The 25114-nt window shown below is 54.7% G+C and carries 22 protein-coding genes; 8 read left to right on the forward strand and 14 right to left on the reverse strand.

The genetic code is table 11. The features are described 5' to 3' along the window. Positions 1 to 49: 49 nt before the first annotated feature. Positions 50 to 1435, reverse strand: coding sequence for a NarK family nitrate/nitrite MFS transporter (locus ACOTX4_RS16955; protein ID WP_003857034.1), 1386 nt, complete (start codon positions 1433 to 1435; stop codon positions 50 to 52). Positions 1436 to 1646: 211 nt separating this feature from the next. Continuing rightward, positions 1647 to 2222: a TetR family transcriptional regulator gene (locus ACOTX4_RS16960; protein WP_003857036.1), complete on the reverse strand. Its 576-nt coding sequence runs from the start codon at positions 2220 to 2222 to the stop codon at positions 1647 to 1649. Between the two features lie 116 nt (positions 2223 to 2338). Here ACOTX4_RS16960 and ACOTX4_RS16965 point away from each other — a divergent pair, with 116 nt between their 5' ends. Next, a complete protein-coding gene (locus ACOTX4_RS16965; RefSeq protein WP_045333070.1) occupies positions 2339 to 3829 on the forward strand; it encodes an MFS transporter in 1491 nt (496 codons plus the stop codon). 45 nt (positions 3830 to 3874) lie between these two features. On the opposite strand, the gene ompC is transcribed toward ACOTX4_RS16965, so the two are convergent. After that, positions 3875 to 4948, reverse strand: a complete 1074-nt coding sequence (gene ompC / locus ACOTX4_RS16970) for a porin OmpC (protein ID WP_045333069.1) — start codon at positions 4946 to 4948, stop codon at positions 3875 to 3877. 627 nt (positions 4949 to 5575) lie between these two features. Next, positions 5576 to 6454, reverse strand: coding sequence for an aromatic amino acid DMT transporter YddG (gene yddG, locus ACOTX4_RS16975; protein WP_023314188.1), 879 nt, complete (start codon positions 6452 to 6454; stop codon positions 5576 to 5578). Between the two features lie 220 nt (positions 6455 to 6674). On the opposite strand from yddG, the gene fdnG reads away from it, so the two are divergent. The 3 genes from fdnG to fdnI are packed head-to-tail and all read left to right on the forward strand — an operon-like array spanning position 6675 to position 11267. Then, entirely contained in the window at positions 6675 to 9722 is a 3048-nt protein-coding gene (gene fdnG / locus ACOTX4_RS16980; protein ID WP_099544046.1) for a formate dehydrogenase-N subunit alpha, read from the forward strand. An 11-nt stretch (positions 9723 to 9733) separates the two neighbouring features. Then, on the forward strand, positions 9734 to 10618 hold the full coding sequence (gene fdxH / locus ACOTX4_RS16985) for a formate dehydrogenase subunit beta (RefSeq protein WP_003857048.1): 885 nt from the start codon (positions 9734 to 9736) through the stop codon (positions 10616 to 10618). Further along, positions 10611 to 11267, forward strand: coding sequence for a formate dehydrogenase-N subunit gamma (fdnI, locus tag ACOTX4_RS16990; RefSeq protein ID WP_003857050.1), 657 nt, complete (start codon positions 10611 to 10613; stop codon positions 11265 to 11267). The genes fdxH and fdnI overlap by 8 nt, the downstream gene beginning before the upstream one ends. Positions 11268 to 11326: 59 nt before the next feature. Here the strand turns inward: fdnI and ppk2 are convergent, their stop codons facing one another. Then, the gene (gene ppk2 / locus ACOTX4_RS16995; protein WP_023314186.1) at positions 11327 to 12145 is read right to left on the reverse strand and encodes a polyphosphate kinase 2; all 819 of its coding nucleotides are present in this window, start codon (positions 12143 to 12145) and stop codon (positions 11327 to 11329) included. A gap of 161 nt (positions 12146 to 12306) precedes the next feature. Here ppk2 and araJ point away from each other — a divergent pair, with 161 nt between their 5' ends. Next, entirely contained in the window at positions 12307 to 13482 is a 1176-nt protein-coding gene (araJ, locus tag ACOTX4_RS17000) for an MFS transporter AraJ (RefSeq protein ID WP_003857053.1), read from the forward strand. A 39-nt stretch (positions 13483 to 13521) separates the two neighbouring features. Here the strand turns inward: araJ and ACOTX4_RS17005 are convergent, their stop codons facing one another. Beyond that, positions 13522 to 14724, reverse strand: coding sequence for an NAD(P)/FAD-dependent oxidoreductase (locus ACOTX4_RS17005; RefSeq protein WP_045333067.1), 1203 nt, complete (start codon positions 14722 to 14724; stop codon positions 13522 to 13524). 130 nt (positions 14725 to 14854) lie between these two features. Between ACOTX4_RS17005 and ACOTX4_RS17010 the strand changes: the two genes are divergently transcribed. Next, positions 14855 to 15364, forward strand: a complete 510-nt coding sequence (locus ACOTX4_RS17010; RefSeq protein WP_015570482.1) for an RrF2 family transcriptional regulator — start codon at positions 14855 to 14857, stop codon at positions 15362 to 15364. Between the two features lie 39 nt (positions 15365 to 15403). On the opposite strand, the gene adhP is transcribed toward ACOTX4_RS17010, so the two are convergent. The 7 genes from adhP to ACOTX4_RS17045 all read right to left on the reverse strand — a co-directional run bounded on the left by adhP (position 15404) and on the right by ACOTX4_RS17045 (position 22606). After that, positions 15404 to 16414: an alcohol dehydrogenase AdhP gene (adhP, locus tag ACOTX4_RS17015; RefSeq protein WP_023314184.1), complete on the reverse strand. Its 1011-nt coding sequence runs from the start codon at positions 16412 to 16414 to the stop codon at positions 15404 to 15406. 206 nt (positions 16415 to 16620) lie between these two features. Next, positions 16621 to 18330, reverse strand: a complete 1710-nt coding sequence (locus ACOTX4_RS17020; RefSeq protein WP_045333066.1) for an ABC-F family ATP-binding cassette domain-containing protein — start codon at positions 18328 to 18330, stop codon at positions 16621 to 16623. Between the two features lie 387 nt (positions 18331 to 18717). After that, positions 18718 to 20415, reverse strand: coding sequence for an NAD-dependent malic enzyme (locus ACOTX4_RS17025; protein ID WP_003857058.1), 1698 nt, complete (start codon positions 20413 to 20415; stop codon positions 18718 to 18720). 176 nt (positions 20416 to 20591) lie between these two features. Continuing rightward, positions 20592 to 20729 carry a stationary-phase-induced ribosome-associated protein gene (gene sra, locus ACOTX4_RS17030; protein ID WP_003857059.1) on the reverse strand — a complete coding sequence of 46 codons (138 nt, stop codon included), beginning with the start codon at positions 20727 to 20729 and terminating at the stop codon, positions 20592 to 20594. Between the two features lie 95 nt (positions 20730 to 20824). Further along, positions 20825 to 21040, reverse strand: a complete 216-nt coding sequence (gene bdm, locus ACOTX4_RS17035; RefSeq protein WP_003857061.1) for a biofilm-dependent modulation protein — start codon at positions 21038 to 21040, stop codon at positions 20825 to 20827. 141 nt (positions 21041 to 21181) lie between these two features. Continuing rightward, positions 21182 to 21703, reverse strand: a complete 522-nt coding sequence (locus ACOTX4_RS17040; RefSeq protein ID WP_003857065.1) for a VOC family protein — start codon at positions 21701 to 21703, stop codon at positions 21182 to 21184. A 51-nt stretch (positions 21704 to 21754) separates the two neighbouring features. Continuing rightward, positions 21755 to 22606, reverse strand: coding sequence for a Vmh family MBL fold metallo-hydrolase (locus tag ACOTX4_RS17045; RefSeq protein WP_032666370.1), 852 nt, complete (start codon positions 22604 to 22606; stop codon positions 21755 to 21757). Positions 22607 to 22717: 111 nt separating this feature from the next. Here ACOTX4_RS17045 and ACOTX4_RS17050 point away from each other — a divergent pair, with 111 nt between their 5' ends. Next, a complete protein-coding gene (locus tag ACOTX4_RS17050; RefSeq protein ID WP_074167744.1) occupies positions 22718 to 23605 on the forward strand; it encodes a LysR family transcriptional regulator in 888 nt (295 codons plus the stop codon). 69 nt (positions 23606 to 23674) lie between these two features. Then, a complete protein-coding gene (locus tag ACOTX4_RS17055) occupies positions 23675 to 24103 on the forward strand; it encodes an OsmC family protein (protein WP_003857069.1) in 429 nt (142 codons plus the stop codon). 23 nt (positions 24104 to 24126) lie between these two features. Here ACOTX4_RS17055 and ACOTX4_RS17060 read toward each other — a convergent pair whose 3' ends face one another. Beyond that, on the reverse strand, positions 24127 to 25032 hold the full coding sequence (locus ACOTX4_RS17060) for a LysR family transcriptional regulator (protein ID WP_045333064.1): 906 nt from the start codon (positions 25030 to 25032) through the stop codon (positions 24127 to 24129). Between the last annotated feature and the right edge of the window lie 82 nt (positions 25033 to 25114).

Genomic DNA, 25114 nt, shown 5'->3' on the forward strand with positions numbered 1-25114 from the left:
ATAGCATGGCCGGAGGGTGAGGCATCACGCTCCGGCGAAGATGTAGTTATTATTTTTGTGAGGATTTGCGGCCGTACACCAGCCAGGTGACGAGCACGCAGACGATGTAAAACACGAGGAAGACTTTCATGGCGCCCACCGGGGATCCGGTCATCGCCAGGGATGTGCCAAAGGCTTTGGGAATAAAGAACCCGCCTACCGCACCGATGGCAGAGATAAAGCCCAGCGCGGCAGCCGTTTCGGTCACCGCTTCATGCTGTGCCTGTTCGTCGCTCCCGCCCTGTTTTTTTACGCGGTCGAGGGTGATTTGGCGAAAGATAATCGCGATCATCTGGAAGGTCGAGCCGCTGCCCAGGCCTGCGGTCAGAAACAGACCCATAAAGACCAGATAGAAGGCGATAAAACTGCCTGAACCAGACCCGGGGAGTGTCAGGAAAATCAGGGCGCTAAAGATGGCCATAAAGACGAAGTTGATCAGCGTCACCCGTACGCCGCCCAGCCTGTCTGAAATCATCCCGCCAGCCGAACGCGCCAGGGCGCCAATCAGCGGGCCAAAGAAGGCGAGGTGGAGGATATTTACGTCCGGAAACTGGGTTTTCGACAGCATGGCAAAGCCTGCCGAGAAACCGATAAACGAGCCGAAGGTTGCCAGATAAAGCAGGCTCAGCAGCCAGAGGTGAAAGCGCTTAAGTACCGGAAGCTGGCTGGCAATGGATGCTTTCGAGCTGGCGATGTCGTTCATGCCAAAAAACGCCGCAAGGGTGGCCAGAATCAGCAGCGGCGCCCAGATCCACGCCGCGTTCGCCAGCCACATCGTCGAGCCATCCTCCTGGGGGACGCCGTGAACGCCGAGAAAGGTAAACATCGGCAGGAAAATCACCAGCGGCGCAACCAGCTGCATCACGCTCACACCCAGGTTACCCAGCCCGCCGTTAATGCCCAGCGCGCTGCCCTGTCTGGCTTTCGGGAAGAAGAAGCTGATGTTTCCCATGCTGGAAGCGAAGTTGGCGCCGGCAAAACCGCACAGCAGTGCAATGATGATAAAGACCCAGTAAGGCGTGGCGGTATTCTGGATGGCGATCCCAAGCCAGACACAGGGTACGACCAGGATAACGGTGCTTAACACGGTCCAGTAACGCCCGCCAAATATCGGCACCATAAAAGAGTAGGGGACACGCAATATCGCGCCGGAGAGAGAAGGTAATGCCGTTAGCATAAAAAGCTGATCGGTGCTGAAATTAAATCCGACCTTATTAAGGTTTACCGCAATAGCGCTAAACAACATCCAGACACAAAACGCGAGGAGCAAACACGCCACGGAAATCCACAGGTTTCTTCGTGCGATATGTTTCCCTTTATTCTCCCAAAATTGCGCATTTTCCGGTTTCCAGTTACTCAACAGATGCTGGTTACTCTTCTCGCTTTGATGTGACATATCACCCTCTTGCTTACCCAAGTGGAGAGAAAAAATTAAATAAAAACAGAAAGATACCTGTCGATAGCTTGTAGGAATTATTGGATGTTATGGGATACATCTGAAAGGATAGATAAAAAAGCGAATCCCTGAGTTTGGAATGGGAATCTGGGTTCGCTTTATGTGTTACTAATTGTAACTTTTTGCGGAAATTAACACCCCGATGGGAGTATTAAAACAATTCGAGGGAGATAAGTTTATCCAGATGCTTATTAAAGGCCGCGTCGTCCATTTCAGGCATATTTAATACGTATATGCCATCCAGGCCACATACCAGACCAATTAAACGCCAGGCGATATTTTCCGGCTGGTCAGCAAGCGTAAAGGCGTTGGCCTCCGCCCCGGCCCTGATAATCGCAACCGTTTCCTGGTGCCACATCTCCATAGTCAAAACGTAGGCGCCTTTAATATCGCTATCCCGGCTGGCGAGAATTTGCGCCTCTCGCCACAGCCGAATGTAGGGCTCAAACCCGCCGTCATCGCTGCCGAGCATGGCATGCAGGCGCTCGCGCCAGCCAGCGTTTTCGCCAACGATTTCAGCATCCAGCAAATCGCGGATTAGCCGGACAAACGCCAGCGACTTAAGCTCGCCCGCCGACGCAAAGTGGTGATGCAACTGCCCGGTAGCGACGCCCGCTTCGGTGGCGATGCGGCGCACGGTCATTGCAGCGAATCCTTCGGTCAGCGCCACGCGCATCGCGGCCTGGAGGATCTCTTCCCGCCGCTCGTCCTTGCTCAGATAACGCATAATTTCTCACTCTCAATGGCAACGAAACGAGTGTAACAAAGAGCTGGACAAGTGTTCAACTTTACGTAGGATCGCAATTTGGACATGTGTCCAGTTTTTAACTGAAAAGGAAATTTATGTTTCGTCAGTGGTTAGCGTTAGTGATTATCGTGCTGGTATATATCCCGGTGGCGATTGACGCGACGGTGCTGCACGTGGCGGCGCCAACATTGAGCATGACGCTGGGTTCCAGCGGCAACGAATTGTTGTGGATTATTGATATTTACTCGCTGGTGATGGCGGGGATGGTGCTGCCGATGGGCGCGCTGGGCGATCGCATAGGTTTTAAGCGCCTGCTGATGATCGGCAGCGTGCTGTTTGGCCTGTCATCGTTAGCGGCGGCTTTTGCGCCGTCCGCGGGCTGGCTGATTGCCGCCCGCGCGTCGCTGGCGATTGGCGCGGCGATGATTATTCCGGCTACGCTTGCAGGGATCCGCACGCTGTTTATTGATGCGCGGCACCGTAATATCGCCCTCGGCGTCTGGGCTGCCGTTGGGTCGGGCGGCGCGGCGTTTGGCCCGCTGATTGGCGGCATGCTGCTGGAGCACTTTTACTGGGGTTCGGTCTTCCTGATTAATGTGCCGATCGTGCTGATGGTGGTTTCGCTTGCTGCGCGCTTTGTGCCTGCTCAGCAGGGGCGGCCCGAGCAGCCGCTCAATATCAGCCATGCCATTATGCTAATTGTGGCGATTTTACTGCTGGTCTATAGCGCCAAAACCGCCTTGAAAGGGGTGCTGTCGCCGTGGATGGTGACCATTACGCTGCTTACCGGGGCGGTGATGCTGTTTATCTTCGTCCGTATCCAGCTGCGCGCGCGCGTACCGATGATCGACATGCGTCTGTTTTGCCATCGCATTATTTTAAGCGGCGTGGTCATGGCGATGACCGCCATGATTGCGCTGGTGGGCTTTGAACTGCTGATGGCGCAGGAGTTGCAGTTTGTGCATGGTTTTACGCCGTTTGAAGCAGGGATATTTATGCTGCCGGTGATGGTGGCGAGCGGATTTAGCGGGCCGATCGCGGGTGTGCTGGTCGGGCGTCTGGGGCTGCGCATTGTCGCGGCCGGAGGCATGGGGCTAAGCGCAGTCAGTTTTATCGGCCTGTCGATGCTTGATTTCAGCACCCAACAGTGGCAGGCGTGGAGCCTGATGGTGCTGTTGGGCTTCAGTGCCGCCAGCGCACTGCTGGCATCGACGTCAGCGATCATGGCTGCCGCGCCGAAAGAGAAAGCGGCCGCCGCAGGCGCGATCGAAACCATGTCCTACGAGCTGGGCGCTGGTCTGGGGATCGCCATTTTCGGTTTGCTGTTAACCCGCAGCTTTTCGGCGTCTATTGTACTGCCGCAGGGGCTGAGCGCGTCGCTGACCGATAAAGCCTCGTCGTCCATCGGTGAAGCGATGAAGGTGGCGCAGGAGCTGACGCCGTCACTGGCCGAGCCGGTGATGACGGCGGCGAAAACTGCGTTCATCACCTCGCACAGCGTGGCCCTGGGCAGTGCGGGAGGCATGCTGCTGATTCTGGCGGTCGGGATCTGGTTTAGTCTGGCGAAGGTCGGAGGGCAGCAGTAATAAAAAAGGCCAGCCGGGAGGGCTGGCCTTTTGAACTAACAGATCTTAGAACTGGTAGGTCAGACCTACAGCCACGATGTTGTCGGTAGCCACTTTGGCATCTTTGGTGAACTGGCTGTCATCCACGAGGTTGATTTTGTAATCAACGTAGGTGGACATGTTTTTGTTGAAGTAGTAGCTCGCGCCAACGTCAACGTATTCAACCAGATCCTGGTCGCCATAAGAACCGATGTCTTTACCTTTGGATTTCAGGTAAGCGATGGATGGACGCAGACCGAAGTCGAACTGGTACTGCGCCACAACTTCGAAGTTCTGCGCTTTGTTGGCAACGTGACCGTTACCGAACGCCGTCATGTTGCGGGTTTCAGAGTAGGTGGTTGCCAGGTAGATGTTGTTCGCATCGTACTTCAGGCCAGCAGCCCAGACTTCTGCGTTTGCGCCACCGGCGTTCAGGTTGCTTGCAGCACGAACCTGACGGTCAGTACGGTCAGATTTCGCGTAGGTCGCACCCACACCGAAGCCGTCGAATTCATAGGTAGAAGACAGACCCCAGCCGTCACCGTTGGATTCGGTGATCTCTGAACGGTCGTTTTTACCCTGGTACTGAGCAGCCACGTTCAGGCCGTCAACCAGACCAAAGAAGTCGGTGTTACGGTAGGTTGCAACGCCAGTGGTACGGCCGGTCATGAAGCCGTCAGTCTGCGTCCAGGTATCGCCACCGAACTCTGGCAGAACGTCAGTCCACGCGCCGATGTCATAAGCCACACCGTAGTTACGACCGTAGTCGAAGGAACCGAATTCATCGAATTTCAGACCAGCGTAGGCCAGACGGGTTTTGTTGCCGTCGGAACCCTGAGCTTCGGAGCGATTGCCCTTGAACTCATATTCCCACTGGCCGTATCCGGTCAGCTGATCGTTGATCTGAGTTTCACCTTTGAAGCCCAGACGAACATACGTTTTGTCGCCGTCGCTACCAGCATCATCAGAAAAATAGTGCAGACCAGTAACTTTGCCGTACAGATCCAGTTTGTTACCGTCTTTGTTAAAAACTTCAGCCGCGTTAACAACGCCAGCTGCCAACATGGAAGTCACTGCCACTGCAACTAATTTAAGTTTCATCTTAAATAATCCTTATAATTTTATTTAGGTATTTCCTAAGCCACCTGAGCGATTTTTAAACGAGGCTTATCGTCAATGGCAGACTATTTTTAAAATTCCGTAGACTGCTTTCAATAATAAGTTTCAAAATATTAAAGATAATTTCAATTAGTGTGATCCTGATCGGGTAAATTACCCTTAAATCGCTCAATCAGGTTAATATATAGACATAAATTGATTATTAACAAAGCACGATAATATGGCTGTAAATAATTGTCGGACGTTTTAGTTTTTCGGGGGAATTAAAGGAATTTGACAGAGAGTATCAACGTGTGGGGCGCGATAACATCTTGTAAAACAGCGGATTATGAATTTTTCGGTGAGCCAATGTCTGTTTTCTAAGTGAAATATTAAGAAATAAACTATTGCACTTTTTGCTATATAGCGGGGTAATATTGGCGCTGAACTAATTACCTGTGTTGTCAGTTTATGTCAACTTCCACAACGGCTCTGGCTATCTGTGGGCATTCTATACAGAAATTTTAGTTGTCTCGAATGTTACTAATTATATTCGAGGGTGTGATCACATATTAAAAAATTGTTAATTTTGTGCCGGGCATATTGGGTACCCGGCAAAAAATAAAAATACTATTTGCGGGTGGCATACCAGCACAGTAACGATCCGGCGCACACCATTAATGCCCCTTGCCAGAATGAGAATGAAAGCGGAGAGCTCAGCACAATAGCCGCCAGCGCGGCGGAAAGAACGGGCGTGAAATAAGAGACAGCCGCAAGCACCGTGACGTTACCGTGAAGAATACCGATATTCCAGGCGGCGTAGCCAAAGCCAAGCGCAACCCCACACATCAATAGCTTCACCACAACCGGGACGCTGAACACCATTTCGGGCTGATCGCTGACGGCATATTTGACCCACAGGCTCAGGGCGGTCAGCAGGACGAAAAGGGTAATGCCATTTTGCCCTTTGGCATACTTGCTGGTGACGGTGCAGTAGGCGGCCCAGATAAAAGCGCCAGCAAACGCCAGCCCATAACTCAGCGGACTTGAAACGACGTTCTGCATGATGTCATTCAGTTGCAGACCGTTTTCGCCACCTAAAACCCAGCACACCCCCAACAGCGAGATGAGAAGCCCAGGGATGACCCACAGGGTGGATTTTTGCCCGTTGAACAAAATCGCGAAGGCAATCGTCAGGCTTGGCCACAGATAATTGACCATACCGACTTCAATCGCCTGTGAGCGCGTCGCGGCATATCCCAGCGACAGGGCCAGGCACATCTCATAGCTGACAAACAGGATGCTGCCCGCAAGAAGATAGCGCCTGGAAAAACGCCGAAGATCGGGAAAACCCACCGTTACCAGACACAGCAGCCCGCTGACGGTGTAAATCATCGCCGCGCCGCCCACCGGGCCCAGTCCTTCACTGACGCTGCGGATGAGACCCACCATGGTGCTCCACAGCAATATGGCCGCCAGGCCTGTCAGCGTTGCTCTTTTTCTGTCCATTACCCTGCCAGTCTTCAAAAAATCAAAGGGAAAACTTATAGCATCTATCCGCTACACCTGGCGAATTTTCTACGGGGGAGATACCCCGAAAAGAGTAGCAAATCGTACCAGCGGTGACTATTTGGGGGGCTAAGTATAGCGACCTTGATTTGACGCAATAAAAAAAGGGGCTTTGCTGTTAGTTTGCCGCGCGAAGTCTTATCAGATAACGAGGACAACAATGGACGTCAGCCGCAGACAATTTTTTAAAATCTGCGCGGGCGGTATGGCCGGAACAACAGCCGCGATGCTGGGATTCGCTCCCAAAATGGCGCTGGCTCAGGCACGCAACTATAAACTGCTGCGCGCGAAAGAGATCCGTAACACCTGCACATACTGCTCCGTGGGTTGTGGGCTATTAATGTATAGCCTGGGTGATGGCGCGAAGAACGCCAAAGAAGCGATTTATCATATTGAAGGGGACCCGGACCATCCGGTGAGCCGCGGGGCGCTTTGCCCGAAAGGGGCGGGGCTGCTGGACTACGTCCACAGTGAAAACCGTCTGCGCTACCCGGAATATCGTGCGCCGGGGTCTGACAAATGGCAGCGTATCTCCTGGGACGACGCTTTCTCCCGAATTGCAAAACTGATGAAAGCGGATCGCGACGCCAATTTTATTGAGAAGAACGAGCAGGGCATCACGGTAAACCGCTGGACCTCCACCGGGATGCTGTGTGCCTCTGCGGCAAGTAATGAGACCGGCATGCTGACGCAAAAATTTGTGCGCTCCCTCGGCATGCTGGCGGTTGATAACCAGGCGCGCGTCTGACACGGACCAACGGTAGCAAGTCTTGCTCCAACATTTGGTCGCGGTGCGATGACCAACCACTGGGTTGATATCAAAAACGCAAACGTCGTGGTGGTTATGGGCGGTAACGCCGCTGAAGCCCATCCGGTGGGGTTCCGCTGGGCGATGGAAGCGAAAAACAACAACGATGCGACGCTGATTGTCGTCGATCCACGCTTTACGCGTACGGCATCGGTGGCTGATATCTATGCGCCGATCCGCTCCGGTACGGATATTACGTTCCTTTCCGGCGTACTGTTGTACCTGATCGAAAACAATAAGATTAACGCGGAATACGTTAAGCATTACACCAATGCCAGCCTGCTGGTGCGGGAAGATTTCGCTTTCGAAGATGGTCTGTTCAGCGGCTATGACGCCGAGAAACGTCAGTACGATAAATCATCCTGGAACTATCAGTTCGACGAAAACGGCTACGCGAAACGCGATGAGACCCTGAGCGATTCGCGCTGCGTGTGGAACTTGCTGAAACAGCACGTTTCCCGCTATACGCCGGACGTGGTGGAAAACATCTGCGGTACGCCGAAAGCGGACTTCCTGAAAGTGTGTGAAGTGCTGGCCTCCACCAGTGCCGCCGACAGAACCACTACTTTCCTGTACGCGCTGGGCTGGACGCAGCATACCGTGGGCGCGCAGAACATTCGCACCATGGCGATGATCCAGCTGCTGCTCGGCAACATGGGGATGGCCGGTGGCGGCGTGAACGCCCTGCGCGGGCACTCTAACATTCAGGGCTTAACCGACCTCGGCCTGCTGTCGACCAGCCTGCCGGGTTACCTGACCCTGCCGTCCGAGAAGCAGACCGACTGGCAAAGCTGGCTTGACGCCAACACGCCAAAAGCGACGCGTCCGGACCAGGTGAACTACTGGAGTAACTATCCGAAGTTTGCCGTCAGTCTGATGAAATCGTTCTACGGCGACGCGGCGCAGAAAGAGAATGACTGGGGCTTTGAGTGGTTGCCGAAATGGGACCAGGCTTACGATGTCATCAAGTATTTCAACATGATGGATAAGGGCGACGTCACGGGGTATATCTGCCAGGGCTTTAACCCGGTGGCGTCATTCCCGGATAAAAACAAAGTCGTTCGCAGCCTGAGCAAGCTGAAGTACATGGTGGTTATCGATCCGCTGGTCACCGAAACGTCTACGTTCTGGCAGAACCACGGTGAATCAAACGATGTCGATCCGGCATCCATTCAGACGGAGGTGTTCCGCCTGCCATCGACCTGCTTTGCGGAAGAGGACGGTTCTATTGCCAACTCTGGCCGCTGGCTACAGTGGCACTGGAAAGGTCAGGATGCGCCGGGTGAAGCGCGTAATGACGGCGAAATTCTGGCCGGGATTTACCATCGTCTGCGCGAGATGTACCGCACAGAAGGCGGCAAAGGCGCTGAGCCGCTGCTGAAGATGAGCTGGAACTACAAGCAGCCGGATCATCCTGAGTCCGAAGAGGTGGCAAAAGAGAACAACGGTGTGGCGCTGGCCGACCTGTACGATGCCAACGGCAATCTGGTGGCGAAGAAAGGCCAGTTGCTCAATAGCTTCGCGCTGTTGCGTGACGACGGTACCACCGCCTCGTCCTGCTGGATCTACACCGGCAGCTGGACTGAGCAGGGTAACCAGATGGCCAACCGCGATAACGCCGATCCGTCAGGCCTGGGTAACACCCTGGGCTGGGCATGGGCGTGGCCGTTAAACCGCCGCGTACTGTACAACCGTGCCTCCGCAGACGTGAACGGTAAGCCGTGGGATCCGAAACGCATGCTGATCGAGTGGAACGGCACGAAGTGGACGGGGAACGATATCCCGGACTTCAACACCGCCGCGCCGGGTAGCAACACCGGGCCGTTTATCATGCAGCCGGAAGGGCTGGGACGTCTGTTTGCTATCGACAAACTGGCGGAAGGGCCGTTCCCTGAACACTACGAGCCGATGGAAACGCCGCTCGGCACTAACCCGTTGCACCCGAACGTGGTGTCAAGCCCGGTGGTACGCATCTACGAAGACGACGTGCTGCGTTTAGGTAAAAAAGACAAGTTCCCGTATGTCGGCACTACTTACCGCCTGACCGAGCATTTCCATACCTGGACCAAGCACGCGCGGCTTAACGCCATCGCGCAACCGGAACAGTTTGTGGAGATAAGCGAAACCCTGGCGAAGGCGAAAGGCATTGCCAATGGCGATCGCGTGAAGGTCAGCAGCAAGCGCGGCTTTATTCGCGCGGTGGCGGTGGTCACCCGTCGTCTGCAAACGCTGAACGTGCACGGCCAGCAGGTGGAAACGGTGGGCATACCACTGCACTGGGGCTTTGAAGGGGTAGCGCAGAAAGGCTACATCGCTAATACCCTGACGCCAAACGTTGGCGATTCCAACTCGCAAACGCCGGAGTATAAAGCGTTTCTGGTCAACATCGAGAAAGCGTAAGGAGCGATTAAATGGCGATGGAAACACAAGACATTATTAAACGCTCCGCGACCAACCCGATAACGCCCGCGCCTCGTGCGCGGGACTACAAGGCAGAAGTCGCCAAGCTGATCGATGTCTCTTCCTGCGTGGGCTGTAAGGCCTGCCAGGTGGCCTGCTCGGAGTGGAACGATATCCGCGACGAGGTGGGGCACTGCGTTGGGGTCTATGACAATCCTGCTGATCTGAGCGCCAAGTCCTGGACGGTGATGCGCTTTAGCGAAACCGACCAGAACGGCAAGCTGGAGTGGCTGATCCGTAAAGACGGCTGTATGCACTGTGAAGATCCGGGCTGCCTGAAGGCGTGCCCGTCTGCCGGGGCAATCATTCAGTACGCCAACGGGATCGTCGACTTCCAGCAGGATAACTGCATCGGCTGCGGCTACTGCATCGCAGGCTGTCCGTTTAATATCCCGCGCCTCAATAAAGAGGATAACCGGGTCTATAAATGCACCCTGTGCGTCGATCGCGTCAGCGTCGGCCAGGAGCCTGCCTGCGTGAAGACCTGTCCTACCGGGGCGATCCACTTCGGCACCAAAAAAGAGATGCTGGAAGTGGCGCAGCAGCGGGTGGATAAGCTCAAAGCGCGCGGCTATGACAAGGCCGGGATTTATAACCCGCAGGGCGTGGGCGGCACGCACGTCATGTATGTTCTGCACCACAATGACCAGCCGGAGCTGTATCATAATCTGCCGAAAGATCCGGCGATCGATACATCAATCAACCTGTGGAAAGGGGCGCTTAAACCGCTTTCAGCGGCGGGCTTTATCGCCACCTTTGCCGGGCTGATTTATCACTACATCGGTATCGGGCCGAATAAAGAGGTGGATGACGACGAGGAGGAGCATCATGAGTAAGTCGAAAATGATAGTGCGCACAAAATTTGTCGATCGCGCCTGTCACTGGACGGTAGTCATCTGCTTCTTCCTGGTGGCGGTATCCGGCATATCGTTCTTCTTCCCGACGCTACAGTGGCTCACGGAAACCTTCGGGACACCGCAGATGGGGCGCATTCTGCATCCGTTCTTCGGCGTGCTGATTTTCGTGGTGCTGATGTTTATGTTCGTGCGTTTTGTTCATCACAACATCCCTGACAAGCAGGATATTCCGTGGCTAAAAGGGATTGTTGAGGTTCTGAAAGGCAACGAGCATAAAGTCGCGAAGGTGGGGAAATACAACGCCGGGCAGAAGATGATGTTCTGGACCATCATGAGCATGATTTTTGTGCTGCTGGTGACCGGGGTCATCATCTGGCGTCCGTATTTTGCGCACTATTTCCCGATTCAGGTAGTGCGTTATGCGCTGCTGATCCACGCGACCTCGGCCATTATTCTGATCCACGCCATTCTGATCCATATGTATATGGCCTTCTGGGTGAAAGGATCGATTAAAGGCATGATTGAAGGGAAGGTGAGCCGCCGCTGGGCGCAAAAACACCATCCGCGCTGGTACCGGGACGTTGAGCGTCTTGAAGCGCAAAAAGAGAGTTCGGAAGGGTTGAAGTAAACCTTGCGCCGTCGGCATTGTCCGGCGGCGCTGCGCTTGTGCTGGCCTGCTTCCCCGTATCAAAATCGCTCTGCAATATACCGGAAGGGATATTTTGTAGGCTTCACTTTGCCGATCTTGCGTTTCGGTAAATCCACTTTGTCTACGTGAATTTCTTTATAGGGGATCTGTGAAAGCAGATGCGAAATAATATTCAGCCGCACCCGTTTTTTATCTTCTGAGCGCGCCACAAACCACGGCGCCCAGGCGGTGTCGGTCGCTTTAAACATCGCGTCACGGGCGAGGGTATATTCATCCCACAGATTAAAAGATTTTATGTCCATTGGAGACAGCTTCCAGATCTTGCGACCATCATTAATGCGATCGCGCAGGCGGCGTTCCTGCTCTTTTGGCGTTACTTCAAGCCAGTATTTCAACAATATGATCCCGGCATCGACCATCGCTTTTTCCATTACCGGCGTTCCATCAAGAAATTTTTCGGTCTGCTCTTCAGTACAGAAACCCATTACTTTTTCCACCCCCGCGCGGTTGTACCAGCTGCGGTCAAAAATAACGATTTCCCCGGCAGAGGGCAGATGAGGAACGTAACGCTGAAAATAGAGCTGACTTTTCTCTTTATCGGTGGGGGCCGGTAACGCAACAACGCGAAACACCCGGGGGCTGACGCGTTCGGTGATGGCTTTGATGACGCCGCCTTTACCGGCGCCGTCTCGCCCTTCAAAAACAATACAGACTTTTAACCCTTTGGCGACCACCCATTGCTGGAGCTTAACCAGTTCAACATGGAGGCGGCGCAGCTCTTGCTCGTACGTTTTGGTTTTGAGCGGCGCGTTTTTAACGACATCATCAACAACACGGGTTTTCTTCTTACTGACCATGGAGGGTCTCCCTATGGGTCCGGTCGCGGGATCGAGGCCGTACTAAGCGTGTAATCGGCCTGAATGAATGGATTAATGTGTCAGAAAGCTGATTTGAACTGGTTCACCATACAAGTTTAATCAATAATGCACGCTGCGTATTTTTTAACAGTGGTCGCGGTATGAAAAAGACAATTTTTTCGTTAGCACTGGCTACCTTTGGTCTGGGGATGGCTGAATTTGGCATCATGGGCGTGCTGACAGAACTGGCCCATGACACGGGCATTTCGATTCCCTCTGCCGGAAATATGATTTCGTTTTACGCTTTTGGCGTGGTGATCGGCGCGCCGATTGTGGCGCTGTTCTCCAGCAAATTTTCGCTGAAAACAACGCTGCTGTTTCTGGTGGCGATGTGCGTCGTTGGTAACACACTCTTTACCTTCTCTGACTCCTACGTGGGGCTGGCGGCGGGGCGCTTAATCTCTGGTTTTCCGCATGGCGCGATTTTCGGCGTGGGGGCGATAATCCTGTCAAAAATCGCACCGCCGGGTAAAGTGACGGTCGCTGTGGCCGGGATGATTGCCGGGATGACCGTTGCCAACCTGCTTGGCGTACCACTCGGGACGTGGCTGGGACATGAATTTAACTGGCGTTACACCTTCTTTTTGATTGCGGTCTTTGACGCGCTGGTGATCCTGTCTGTTCTGCTGTGGGTGCCAGACATTCACGACACGACAACCACCCGGCTGACAGAACAATTCCATTTCCTGAAGAAACCGGAACCGTGGTTGATTTTTGCCGCTACGATGTTTGGCAATGCCGGGGTGTTTGCCTGGTTTAGCTTCGTGAAGCCGTTTATGGTCAACGTGTCAGGCTTTTCCGAGGGCGTGATGACCGCGATCATGATGCTGATGGGGCTGGGCATGGTGCTGGGAAATGTCTTCAGCGGCAAGCTGTCGTCGCGCTTTAGCCCGCTGCGCATTGCTGCCACCACCGACCTGGTGATTGTGGCTTCGCTGCTGGCGTTGTTCGCCTTTGGCGAGCTTAAAACAGCTTCACTGGTAATGGGATTCGTGTGCTGCGCCGGGCTGTTTGCGCTCTCTGCGCCGCTGCAAATACTGCTGCTGCAAAATGCGAAAGGCGGCGAGATGCTGGGGGCCGCAGGCGGACAAATGGCGTTTAACCTCGGCAGCGCAATTGGCGCGTATTTCGGTGGAATGATGATTACGCTCGGCTTTAGCTGGAGTTATGTCACGCTGCCGGCAGCGATCTTATCCTTCTCAGCGATGACCTCTCTGTTGATGTATGGTTATTTATGTGCCAAAAAGCGTCAGGCCAACGCAGGAGCGCTGGCCTGATTCCACATGTTGCCCGCTGGTCGCGGGTGGTGGAGTGGACTACACGAATTTCGCCAGCGGGTCAGCGGCGGCAAAAGCAACCGCTTTGTCTGCTGCTGGCGGGTAAATCAGTTCGTTGGTGATGGCAACTTTGATCTTTTTGCCTTCCTCGCGCACGGATTTAATGCGCTGGTCCCAGCCCTCGGTGTATACCGCGCCCCAGCTACCCAAATCCAGACAGGTAACGTAGTTCACCTGACGGTAAGGGTACGGCTCCACATTTAACAGGCTGGCCGCCGCGTTGTGTCCGGCGAATTTCCCCAACTGGATCGCGTGCTGGCAGGTCATCAGCGCCGTGTTGCCCACATCGTCCGTTTTGGCATGCGCCATATCACCCGTCGCGTAAACCTCCGGATGCGCAGGAACCTGCAATGTGTCGGTGACGATAAGGCGTCCCTGAGTGTCGCGTTCCCCGTCAATTTGCAGGCTGAGGGGGTTAGCTTCTACCCCTGCCGTCCACACTACAGTGGCGCTGGCAATGCGTTCTCCGTTTTTCAGCGTTACGCCGCTGGCATCGATGGCTTCAACTTCACTGTTTAAACGCCATTCAACGCCCAGCGCGCTGCTTGCTTCTTCAATGGTGTTTCTCAGCGCCCCGCTGTAACGCCCGCCAATGGTTGCACCCCTTTCAACTACGATTATTTTAGTCTTTGTATTGGCGCCGAAGCGAGTGCGGAGCCGGGCAGGGAGTTCCGTTGCCAGCTCGATGCCGGTAAAGCCGCCGCCACACACGACCACGGTATTACGCTCCGGGGTGGAGGGGCGCGAAACCAGCGAATCAAGATGTTGCTCGAATAACCTGGCGGAGTCGAGTTGGTCGATATCAAAGGCGTATTCAGCCAGACCGGCAACAGGAGGACGTTTAGTCTGGCTACCGGTTGCGAGGATCAGACGTTCCCAGGCGACGTCAGCAATCGCGCCGTTTGAATCGCGATACAAAACGGTTTTAGACGAGGTATCAATACGTTGTGCTTCGCCCGCAATAAAGGCGATACCCAGCTCAGCAAACAGTTCGGTCAGCGGCGCGACCATCGTCGACACGTTCTCTTCATAAAAGCGTGGGCGAACGCGTAGCTCCGCAACAGGGGCCAGCACGGCAATGCTGAGGCTATTGTTACCCGCCAGAGCAGAAAGGCGCGCGGCGCTGACCGCAGCCCACATACCGGAAAACCCACTACCCACAATTAAAATCTGCTTTTTCATACTCGATCCTTTAGTGCGTCAGGCTGTATGTCTGACATAACTGCCACTATACTTGTCGGAGTTAACTGCGACAACTTCTTTCTGAGTTAAAAATCGTTATAATGCAGCGAACAATGACCCGGAGTGAGCCATGGCGTTTTACAGTTCTGGTGTGGAATATGGCATTCATAGCCTGATGTGTATGGTGGATGCAAAAGGCAATGAACGTGAGATGAGCGTCCGGGAGATGGCGGCCTTGCAGGGCGTGCCGTACGACTATCTTGGAAAAATCTTCACCCGTTTATCACGCGCGGGGCTGGTTATCAGCACCGAAGGCAAAGGGGGAGGCTTCCGGCTGGCGCGTCCGGCCGAGCTGATCAGCGTGCTGGACGTGGCGCACGCCATCGACGGCGAGAAGAATATGTTTGAGTGTCGGGAAGTGCGTCAGCGCCTGGCGGTGTTTGATGAAACGCCACCTGCCTGGGTCTGTGACGGCCCGTGTGGGGTGCGCTCGGTCATGGACAGCGCGCAGCAGCGGATGGAAGAGGAGTTAGGGCGCCATACCATTCTGGATCTGGCGCGGAAGATGTATCGAAAAGCGCCTGACACGTTCCAGATCGAGGTTCAGGAGTGGATTTCCGATCGCCGTTCGTCCACGTGAAAAGCCGGGCAGGGCAAAGCCGCTACCCGGCCGCCGGGGTTAAGAACGTAAATCAATCACCATACGGCCACGGATCTGGCCCTGTTCCATCTCTTTAAAGATGGCGTTGATATCTTCCAATGGGCGCATCGTGACTTTCGGAACCACCTTACCTTCAGCCGCAAACTGGAAGGCTTCGAGCAGATCCTGACGGGTACCCACCAGAGAGCCCACCACCTGAATCCCATCCAGGACCAGACGTGGAATATCCAGGCTCATCGCTTCCGGCGGCAGGCCAACAGCCACCACGCGGCCTCCGGCGCGAACTGCGTCAACGGCAGAGTTGAAGGCCGCTTTCGCTACTGCCGTCACCACCGCCGCATGCGCACCGCCGGTTTTCTCCTGAATCACTTTTGCCGCATCTTCACTGCGGGAGTTCACGGTTAAGTCTGCTCCCATGCTGGCAGCGAGCTTCAGCTGCTCGTCATTCACGTCAATGGCGATAACCTTCGCATTGAAGACATTTTTGGCGTATTGCAGCGCGAGGTTGCCCAGACCGCCCAGGCCATAGATCGCAATCCACTGGCCGGGTTTGATGTCAGAGACTTTTACCGCTTTGTAGGTGGTGACCCCGGCGCAGGTGATACTGCTGGCTGCCGCGGAGTCCAGCCCGTCCGGGACTTTAACCGCGTAATCCGCGGTTACGATGCACTCCTCCGCCATGCCGCCGTCAACGGAGTAACCCGCGTTTTTCACGTCACGGCACAGCGTTTCGTTGCCGGTATTACAATATTCACAGTGGCCACAGCCTTCAAAGAACCACGCCACGCTTGCACGGTCGCCTACTTTTAGCGACGTGACGCCAGGACCAATCTCTTTGACGATACCAATCCCTTCGTGGCCGAGGATCACCCCGGTTTTGTCGCCAAAATCGCCATTCTTAACATGGAGATCGGTATGGCACACGCCACAGCACTCCATCTTCAGCAGCGCTTCACCATGTTTAAGCGCGCGTAAGGTTTTCTCTGTAACATTAACCTGATGATCCTGAGTGACAACAGCAGCCTTCATGTGTTTCTCCTTTCATGATGAGTATCTGCATAGCAGGTGTAATACCCATTAAGGATTAATACTTTGACGCTGTAATGCAAGGCAACCGCAACATAATGTCATCATTTAGCTCAGTTTCAGATTAAGAATACGGCGATCCTCTAATAATCAGTAGGGAAAAACACTGACGTAAAAAAGACCCGGCGTAATGACCGCCGGGTACAGGCTTACAGTTGGGCTTCTATCTCCTCAATCTCTTTTCGCCATTGCGCCTGCAACTGCGGTTTTTGATGTTTGGGCTTACGCGCCAAATCTTCTTCCAGCAACGTTTCCAGGGCGACAAGGCGTTCGAGCAGATCGTCTGACGCTGAAGAGGGTGCCTTCAATGCGGCGTTCGATGCCTCAGGTACAGCCGGACCGGCGTCCTCACGCAGGCGCTCAAAGACCGCCTCCGCATCGTGCCATTCGCTCAGCCTGCCGTCCTCAATCAGCCAGAAGCGGTTACAGCACTGGCTAATTAACTGACGATCGTGGCTCACCAGCAGCACTCCGCCTTCAAACTGTTGCAGCGTTTCCGCCAGCGCCTCTTTGCCCTCCATATCCAGGTGGTTGGTCGGTTCATCCAGCATCAGCAGGCTATAACGGGCAAGGGTCAGGCCGACGAACAGCAGGCGCGAACGTTCCCCGCCGCTCAGCGTACTGACTTTTTGCCCGTGCCGCGCCCACGGGAAGCCGGCACTGATGAGCGCCATTTTACGGGTCTGCGGATCTGGCGCGAAAGGCTCCAGCGCATCAAGCAGCGCCGTATCGTCTGGCAACTGATGCAGCGTCTGGTCGTAGTAGCCGGGTGAAACGCGCGGATGACGCTTAAGCCGCTCGTCCGAGATCTCGTCGCGAAAATGTCGCCAGATAAGCTTCAGCAGCGACGATTTTCCGCAGCCGTTACGACCCACAATCGCCACGCGATCGCCGCTCTTCAGCCGCGCGCTGACGAGGGTAAACAGGTCTGGCAGACCCGGCGCCGGGGGGACGCCGAGGTCGGTTATTTCCAGCAGGCGGTCGGCCCGAAGCGCGTCCCCGCGCAGGGTTAAGGTCCACGGGCTTCCCGCCGTCAGTTCCGTCTGGTTTTCTTTAAGCCGTTCGACCTGTTTTTCCATCTGCTTAGCCTTACGGGAGAGATCTTCGTTGTCGTAGACCTTGCCCCAGGTCGCGAGGCGTTTGGCGCTGGCCGTGACGCGGTCGATCTCTTTTTGCTCTGCCTTATGCCGCAGCGCATCGCTTTCGTCTTTCGCCTCCAGCGCCTGACGGGCGGCAGTGCAGGGAAGGGCGAAGTAGTGCAGTGTTTTATCGCGCAGGATCCAGCTGCCGTTGGTTATCGCGTCCAGCAGTTGCCTGTCGTGTGAAACCAGCACAAAGCTGCCGGACCAGCTCTGTAAAAACTGCTCCAGCCACAGCAGGGTCGGCAGGTCGAGGTGGTTGCTCGGTTCGTCCAGAAGCAGCAGATCCGGATCGCTTATCAACGCCCGCGCCAGCAGCAACCGCGTATGCTGACCGCCGCTCAGCGTGGCGGATTGCAGCACCGTTTCCTGCGTCGTAAAGCCCATTCCGGCCAGCAGCGTCTCGGCCTTCCAGCGAAGACTGTCGCGCTCACCGGTCGGCAGCTGCGCCAGCACCGCATCCAGCATGGTCAGGGGATAAAGGGTCTCCGGCAGATGTTGTTCCACGCGCGCCAGCAGGCAATGTCCAGCCAGTGAAACGGTTCCGGCAGCAGGGGACTGCGTCCCGTCGAGGATTTTCAGCAGCGTACTTTTTCCGCAGCCGTTATCACCCAGCAGGCCAATGCGGTCGCCTTTTTTCAACGTAAAGGAGAGAGAGTCGAAGAGCGTGCCAAACGCGGTATCAACACGTAAAGAATGTGCAGTAAGTAGAGTGCTCATTGTTGCTTACCCAGGAGTTACAGGCATGTTTATGCCTCGTCAAACATCGCTGACGATAACTCAGTAAGCCCGAGAGAAGGGATTTCAGGGGTTAGTGTCTTCGCTCAAGCGGAAGTTATCGCAGCACGATACCGATAACGCTTGAGCTGGTGCGATCACCAAATGTATGTGAAACATTGAAAATTTCACAGTACAGCATAATTGGCCTCCTTATATATTCAGTAGGTTAATGGATGAAGGGAGTGTAGCGGGGGAAAATGGGTTTGGCTAGTGGGAAGTGCCGTATATTCCCCTCACCCTAACCCTGTCCCCAAAGGGGCGTGGGAACTGTCCGGTGCGGTTTTCACCCTCTCCCCTTTGGGGAGAGGGCTGGGTGAGGGGCAATGCTTAAATCGAAGTACGACGATAGCTACGGTATTCCGGCATCCAGAAATTATCATCAATCGCCTGCTGCAACGCATCGGCAGAGGTTTTCACCGCGACGCCTTGCTGCTGCGCCATTTTGCCTACCGCGAAGGCAATTGCGCGGGACACTTTATGAATGTCTTTCAGCTCCGGCAGTACCAGGCCTTCACCGTTATTCACCAGTGGTGAGTGACCTGCCAGCGTTTCGCTCGCGGACATCAGCATTTCGTCGGTGATGCGGGACGCGCCGGAAGCGATCACTCCCAGACCAATACCCGGGAAGATATAGGAGTTATTGCACTGCGCAATGGGGTAGAGCTTGTCCTTCCACACCACCGGATCGAACGGACTGCCGGTCGCGACCAGCGCATTGCCTTCGGTCCAGGCGATGATATCCTGCGGCGTCGCCTCCACGCGTGAGGTCGGGTTCGATAGCGGCATCACGATAGGGCGTTCGCAGTGCTTATGCATCTCGCGAATGATCTCCTCCGTGAAGAGGCCGGTCTGCCCGGATACGCCGATCAGAATATCCGGTTTCACGTTGCGCACCACGTCAAGAAGCGAGAGCACCTCGTTATCCGTATCCCAGTTTTTCAGGTTCTCGCGCTTCTGCACCAGTTTGGTCTGGAACGGGAGCAGGTTTGGCATACCGTCGGTCAGCAGGCCAAAACGGTCCACCATAAAGACGCGGGAGCGGGCGAGCTCTTCGCTTAAGCCTTCGCGCTGGGTCTGGGCAATAATTTGCTCGGCGATGCCGCAGCCCGCGGAGCCTGCCCCCAGGAAGACAATTTTCTGATAGCTGAGCTGGCTGCCTGCCGCACGGCTCGCAGCAATCAGCGTACCGACGGTCACTGCCGCAGTGCCCTGAATGTCATCGTTGAACGAGCAGATCTCATCGCGGTAGCGGTTCAGCAGCGGCATGGCGTTTTTCTGTGCGAAGTCTTCGAACTGCAACAGCACGTCCGGCCAGCGGTGCTTCACGGCCTGGATGAAATCATCCACAAACTGATAGTACTCGTCGTCGGTAATGCGCGGGTGACGCCACCCCATGTACAGCGGATCGTTCAGCAGTTGCTGGTTGTTGGTCCCCACGTCCAGGACCACCGGCAGGGTGTAGGCCGGGCTGATCCCGCCGCAGGCGGTATACAGCGAGAGCTTACCGATGGGAATACCCATCCCGCCAATGCCCTGGTCGCCAAGGCCCAGAATACGTTCGCCATCGGTTACCACGATCACCTTGATGTTGTGGTTCGGCACGTTTTGCAGAATGTCATCCATGTTGTGACGGTTCTGATAAGAGATGAACACGCCGCGGGAACGACGGTAGATCTCTGAGAAGCGTTCACATGCCGCGCCGACGGTTGGGGTGTAAATGACGGGCATCATCTCTTCGAGATGGTTCTGCACCAGGCGGTAGAAGAGGGTTTCGTTGGTGTCCTGGATATTACGCAGGTAGATGTGCTTATCGATTTCGGTTTTAAAACCCTGATACTGGATCCAGGCGCGTTCCGCCTGTTCTTCAATGGTTTCAACCACTTCAGGCAGCAGGCCCAGCAGGTTAAAGCTGCTGCGCTCTTCCATGCTAAAGGCGCTGCCTTTGTTCAGAAGAGGAAACTCCAGTAAAACCGGACCGGCGTAAGGAATATAAAGGGAACGATGTTTTTTCAGTTTGTTGTCCATGTCACTCACTCTTTTTAAGAAGATCCGTCCCTGACACTGCTGTTTGTCATCTTTCTGGCCTGTGCTACGGGGTGCGGTCGGTTGGTATTATAAAGGAGCTGAATATTAATTACCGCAACACATAAACAAAAACACCATCGGGATTACCGATGGTGTTGTGAATATCGTGCCGGAACTTACTTGCCGGAAGGGCGTTTTCTGCCGGTAGCGTGGGTAACCTGCGTTTCGCTACCCTCCTCAATAACCACTTTACGCTTGTTAGAGAGCTTGTAGTTCAGTCCCAGAATGTGGCGTGCCTGACGGTTCGATTTCATTTTAACTCCTCAATCCCGTTGATAGTTTTAAGGACAAGTTTGCTCACGCAAACGAAATGTAACCCCTTAGGTTGCAGATCCAGCTTAGCAGGTTTTTACAAAGGTGCATTTTGCCCGCTGACCACATAGTTGATGGTTTGCTGGTAGATGTCACTGAGGATGTCATTGTCTGTGGCTTCCACCCACTTGGTCAGTTCCATCAAAATGTCATCTTCGGTAACAACGCCGTGCTCTGCCTGAAGACCCTGCGCAATCGCGTTAACGAGTTCGGGTTGTGCTGCTGTGGTATGTGCCGGGTAATAAGTAAACATGCTGCCTCCGTGTCGTTGTCTGTTTAATGTTACGGCGTGCAAAATCGTAATTCACATTCAGATTGGCAAATATTTTCGCCGTTGTGGTTCAGATTCGTCCTGGAAATAAAAATATCATCTCTCCTGGCACACAAATAAAATTCAGGGTTTCCAGCGGCGTAAATTTGTCGTTTTTTCATAAGGCATGGGCGTCGGCCAGGAGATCAATTCCACAATGCTGCCCCAGGGGGTCTGTCCATAGCAGAAAGCATTCCCTTCACCTTGCTCATCCGGAAACGTGAGCGGCTTTGGCGCGGTAAACATCTCCCCGCCGGCAGCGGTGAAAGCGGCTATCGCCTTATCAAAATCATCAACATAAACAGCAAAATGCTGGAGGCCAAAGTCGCTGGCGCGGGCGGGCATTCCCTGTTCAGGGCCATGCATTTCGAAAAGTTCAATGCCGGGTCCATGGGGCATAACAAGCATGCGAATGGCGTGAATTTTTGTGCCGGGAAATAATTTTAAGGTGTGCTGTTGGGCGGCCTGATCAATATTATCGGTTTCCGCATCGACAGAATGATATAAAACCTGTGCGCCGAAAGCGCGTTCAAAAAATAGGGTGGCTTTTTCAATGTCGGGCACCGTAATACCGATATGGTCGATGCCCCTTACTGACGATGGCATAGTAAACTCCTGCTATAAAAAATTTAAATATAGCAGGAGATAATCAGGATATTACCACTTCATTTCGCCGGTATTCACTTTGGCACTCAATTCCAGCGAACTGGCTTCCGCCAGATTCGGCCACTGTTTTTTCATCGTGCTAATGACGCCGGTTGACGCTTTATGTGTCATGAGGGCCTGTTCAAACTGATGTAGATAGCGACGGGTAAAGTCGATAGCGCCGGTACCCGCTGGCGGTGTCCCAAGGTAGTGGCCCGGAATAACGTGTTCGGGCTTAAGGGCTGCCATGCTATCCAGCGTCTGCTGCCACTGTTTGCGGCTTTCCGGCGTTTGGGTATCCGCCGTCCAGACGTGAATACCCCACGAGACGCCCGTGCCGCCGAGGATGGTTTTTGCGGATGGGATCCAGACGTACGCCGCATAGCTCTCAGGCTCTTCAATATTCACTCTTTCACCATCAATCATAAAGGTGGTTGAGGCAAGCACTTGCGGCACGTAGAGCTGTGACGGCGCGCCGTCTTTCATCTGTGGCCCCCAGAAGGCGAGCTTCGCGTCTTTTGTGGCCCTGATATGGTCCACCACCTGTTGCGTGGCGACAACTTTGGCATTAGGGAAGGCTTTCACCAGCGGTTGCAGGCCGAAATAGAAATCCGGATCGCCGGAGGTGATCACGATTTTGTTCAGCGTTTTACCGCTGTGGCGAATTTTTTCTACCAGCGCTTCGCCATCCTTCACGCTGAACTGCGCGTCAAACAGCACTGCCTCTTTCGGCCCAGATACCAGGGTGGATGAGACGGCAAAAATGCCTTTTTCCTGCGGGTTGTACGTATCAACGGTCAACGGCGCGGCAAAGACGGCCGGAGTGAAAAGGGTTGTCAGCAAAGCAAGGCGGGCGATAGTCATGGTCATGTCTCTGTTCTTCAGGAAAGTCTCTATTGTACGGATCTCTTCATTTGCCAGAATTCCTGAAACAGGAGATGCTTAGTTTCATAAATCGAGCAAATGGAGGTCAAAATGGATCGCGTTATTGCCGCCCAGGTGTACAACCGCATCTGTGAGCTGGGGAGTTTAAGCGCGGCGGCGCGGGCGCTGGGGATCTCCCGTCCGATGGTGAGCCGTTATCTGGAGCAGATGGAGAAGTGGGCCGGGGCGCGGCTGGTGAACCGCTCCACCCGCAAGCTGACGCTGACGGCTGCGGGGGAGAAGGTCCTGCAAAAGACCCGCACGCTCTCGCAAATTTCTCAGGAAATTGAAGATCAGTCAGTGAAGAATTTACCCTCAGGCACGCTTCGTGTCGCCTGCGCGCACTTTACGGCGATGCATATTATCGTTCCGGTGCTGCCCGATCTGTTGCAGCGTTACCCTCAGCTGCGCATTGAGCTGGATGTTAACAATCATCCGGTAAGTCTGGTGGGCGAGCGAATTGACGTGGCGATCCGCATCACCGATAACCCTGAACCGGGCATGATCGCCCGCCGACTGGGAGAGTGTCGGTCCGTACTTTGCGCCTCGCCGCACTACCTTGCCAGTCGGGGCGTTCCAGAGCAGCTGGAGGATTTATCCCGGCACAACTGCCTGCATTACAGCTTTTTTGCCGGTCAGTCGTGGCGTTTTTTGACGCCAGAAGGGGAGTCGGTCACGACGGCGGTCAGCGGCAATCTCAGCGCCAGTATCTCGTCATTGCTGATGGAGGCGGCGATAAACCACTGTGGTATTGCCATGCTGCCCGAGCGCGAGGCCGACGCGGCGCTACGGCAGGGCAGCCTGGTGCCGGTGCTCGGCGCCTTTACGCCAAAACCGATCGGTATTTTTGGTATTTATCAGTCGCGAGACTATCAGCCTGCGGCGCAGCGTGTGTTCCTGGATGCACTTGCAAACCACCTTGCCACGCGCTCGGACTAGTCTGTCTTCCCTGCAAAATGGATTATGCGTCCTATACTTATCCCTTTGTAAGCCAAAAGGAGAGCAAGAATGACGATTCATAAGCACGGTTCAGCACACTGGTCTGGCGACATCAAACGCGGCAAAGGGACGGTCTCAACAGAGAGTGGCGTCCTTAACCAGCAACCTTACGGCTTTAACACCCGCTTCGAGGGCGAAAAAGGGACTAACCCGGAAGAGCTGATTGGCGCAGCGCACGCGGCCTGTTTCTCTATGGCCCTGTCGCTAATGCTGGGCGAAGCGGGTTATACTGCCGATTCCATCGATACCACGGCGGATGTCTCGCTGGATAAAACCGACAGCGGTTTTGCCATCAGCAAAGTGGCGCTACAAAGCAAGGTGACGGTACCGGGTATCGATCCGCAGCAGTTCGACGGCATTATTCAGAAAGCGAAGGCGGGTTGTCCGGTATCGCAGCTGTTGAAAGCCGAAATCACGCTGGATTACAAACTGAACTGATATCAGGCCGGGCAAATGCCCGGCTAACCTTTCACTGCCGCAGGGAAAACCTCGGCAAGCCACGCAATAAACACTCTCAGGCGATGCGTTAAATGCCGACTCTGGGGATAGACCACGTGAAAAGGATACGCCTTAGGACGCCAGTCGCTCAGGATCTGTACCAGCGCGCCCGTTTCCAGATGCGCTCTCGCAGCATAGCCAAACGTCTGAATAATCCCTAAACCCGCCAGCGCCGCGGCCAGATGTGCGTTGCTTTCATTGACCCCAAGATGGTGCGGTACGCTGATCTCCAGCGGCTCACCCCGGTCGAGGAAGCGGAACGGAAATGCGCGTCCGGTAACCGGGGAAAGGTAGCTAATCAGCTTATGGCCGTTGCGCAGCTCCTGCGGATAGGCAGGGATGCCGTGAGCTTTAAGATAGCCCGGCGCCGCGCAGGCGATCATCCCGGCATCACCGATATGCCGCGCGATAAGCGAAGAGTCATCCAGCGCGCCGCCGCGGATCACGCAGTCCACGTTTCCGCTGATTAAATCTACCGGACGATCGGCTACCCCCAGGTTAATGCGCAGATCCGGGTAGCGCTGAAAAAAATCCGGCAGCAGGGGGATCAGCACGTCCCGGGCGGTTGAGCCCCCCACGTCAATACGCAAATGGCCTTTGGGCGTGCAGCACGATGCGCGAAAGGCGGTATCAATGTCCTCTATATCAATTAATACCCGTAGCGCTTTCTCGTAGTATTCCATGCCTTCTGCCGTCGTGACCACCCGGCGCGTCGTGCGATGCAGCAGCCGTGTTTCCAGGTGCGCTTCAAGTGATTTTACCAGCTTGCTCAGCGTGGCTATCGGCATGTTCAGGGAGTCTGCCGCTCGGGTAAAGCTTCCGGATTCAACCACCCGCGTAAAGGCACGCATTGCCATTAGCTGATCCACATAGATCTCCTCTGATTATTTCCTGCTGTGAAAATTCATTTTCATTTTTGCCCGTTTATCGCTAATCCCGCAAGGTCTAAAG

Origin of the sequence: Enterobacter cloacae complex sp. IR5459 (assembly GCF_049238005.1) — a bacterium.
Taxonomy (GTDB): Bacteria; Pseudomonadota; Gammaproteobacteria; order Enterobacterales; family Enterobacteriaceae; genus Enterobacter; species Enterobacter hormaechei_C.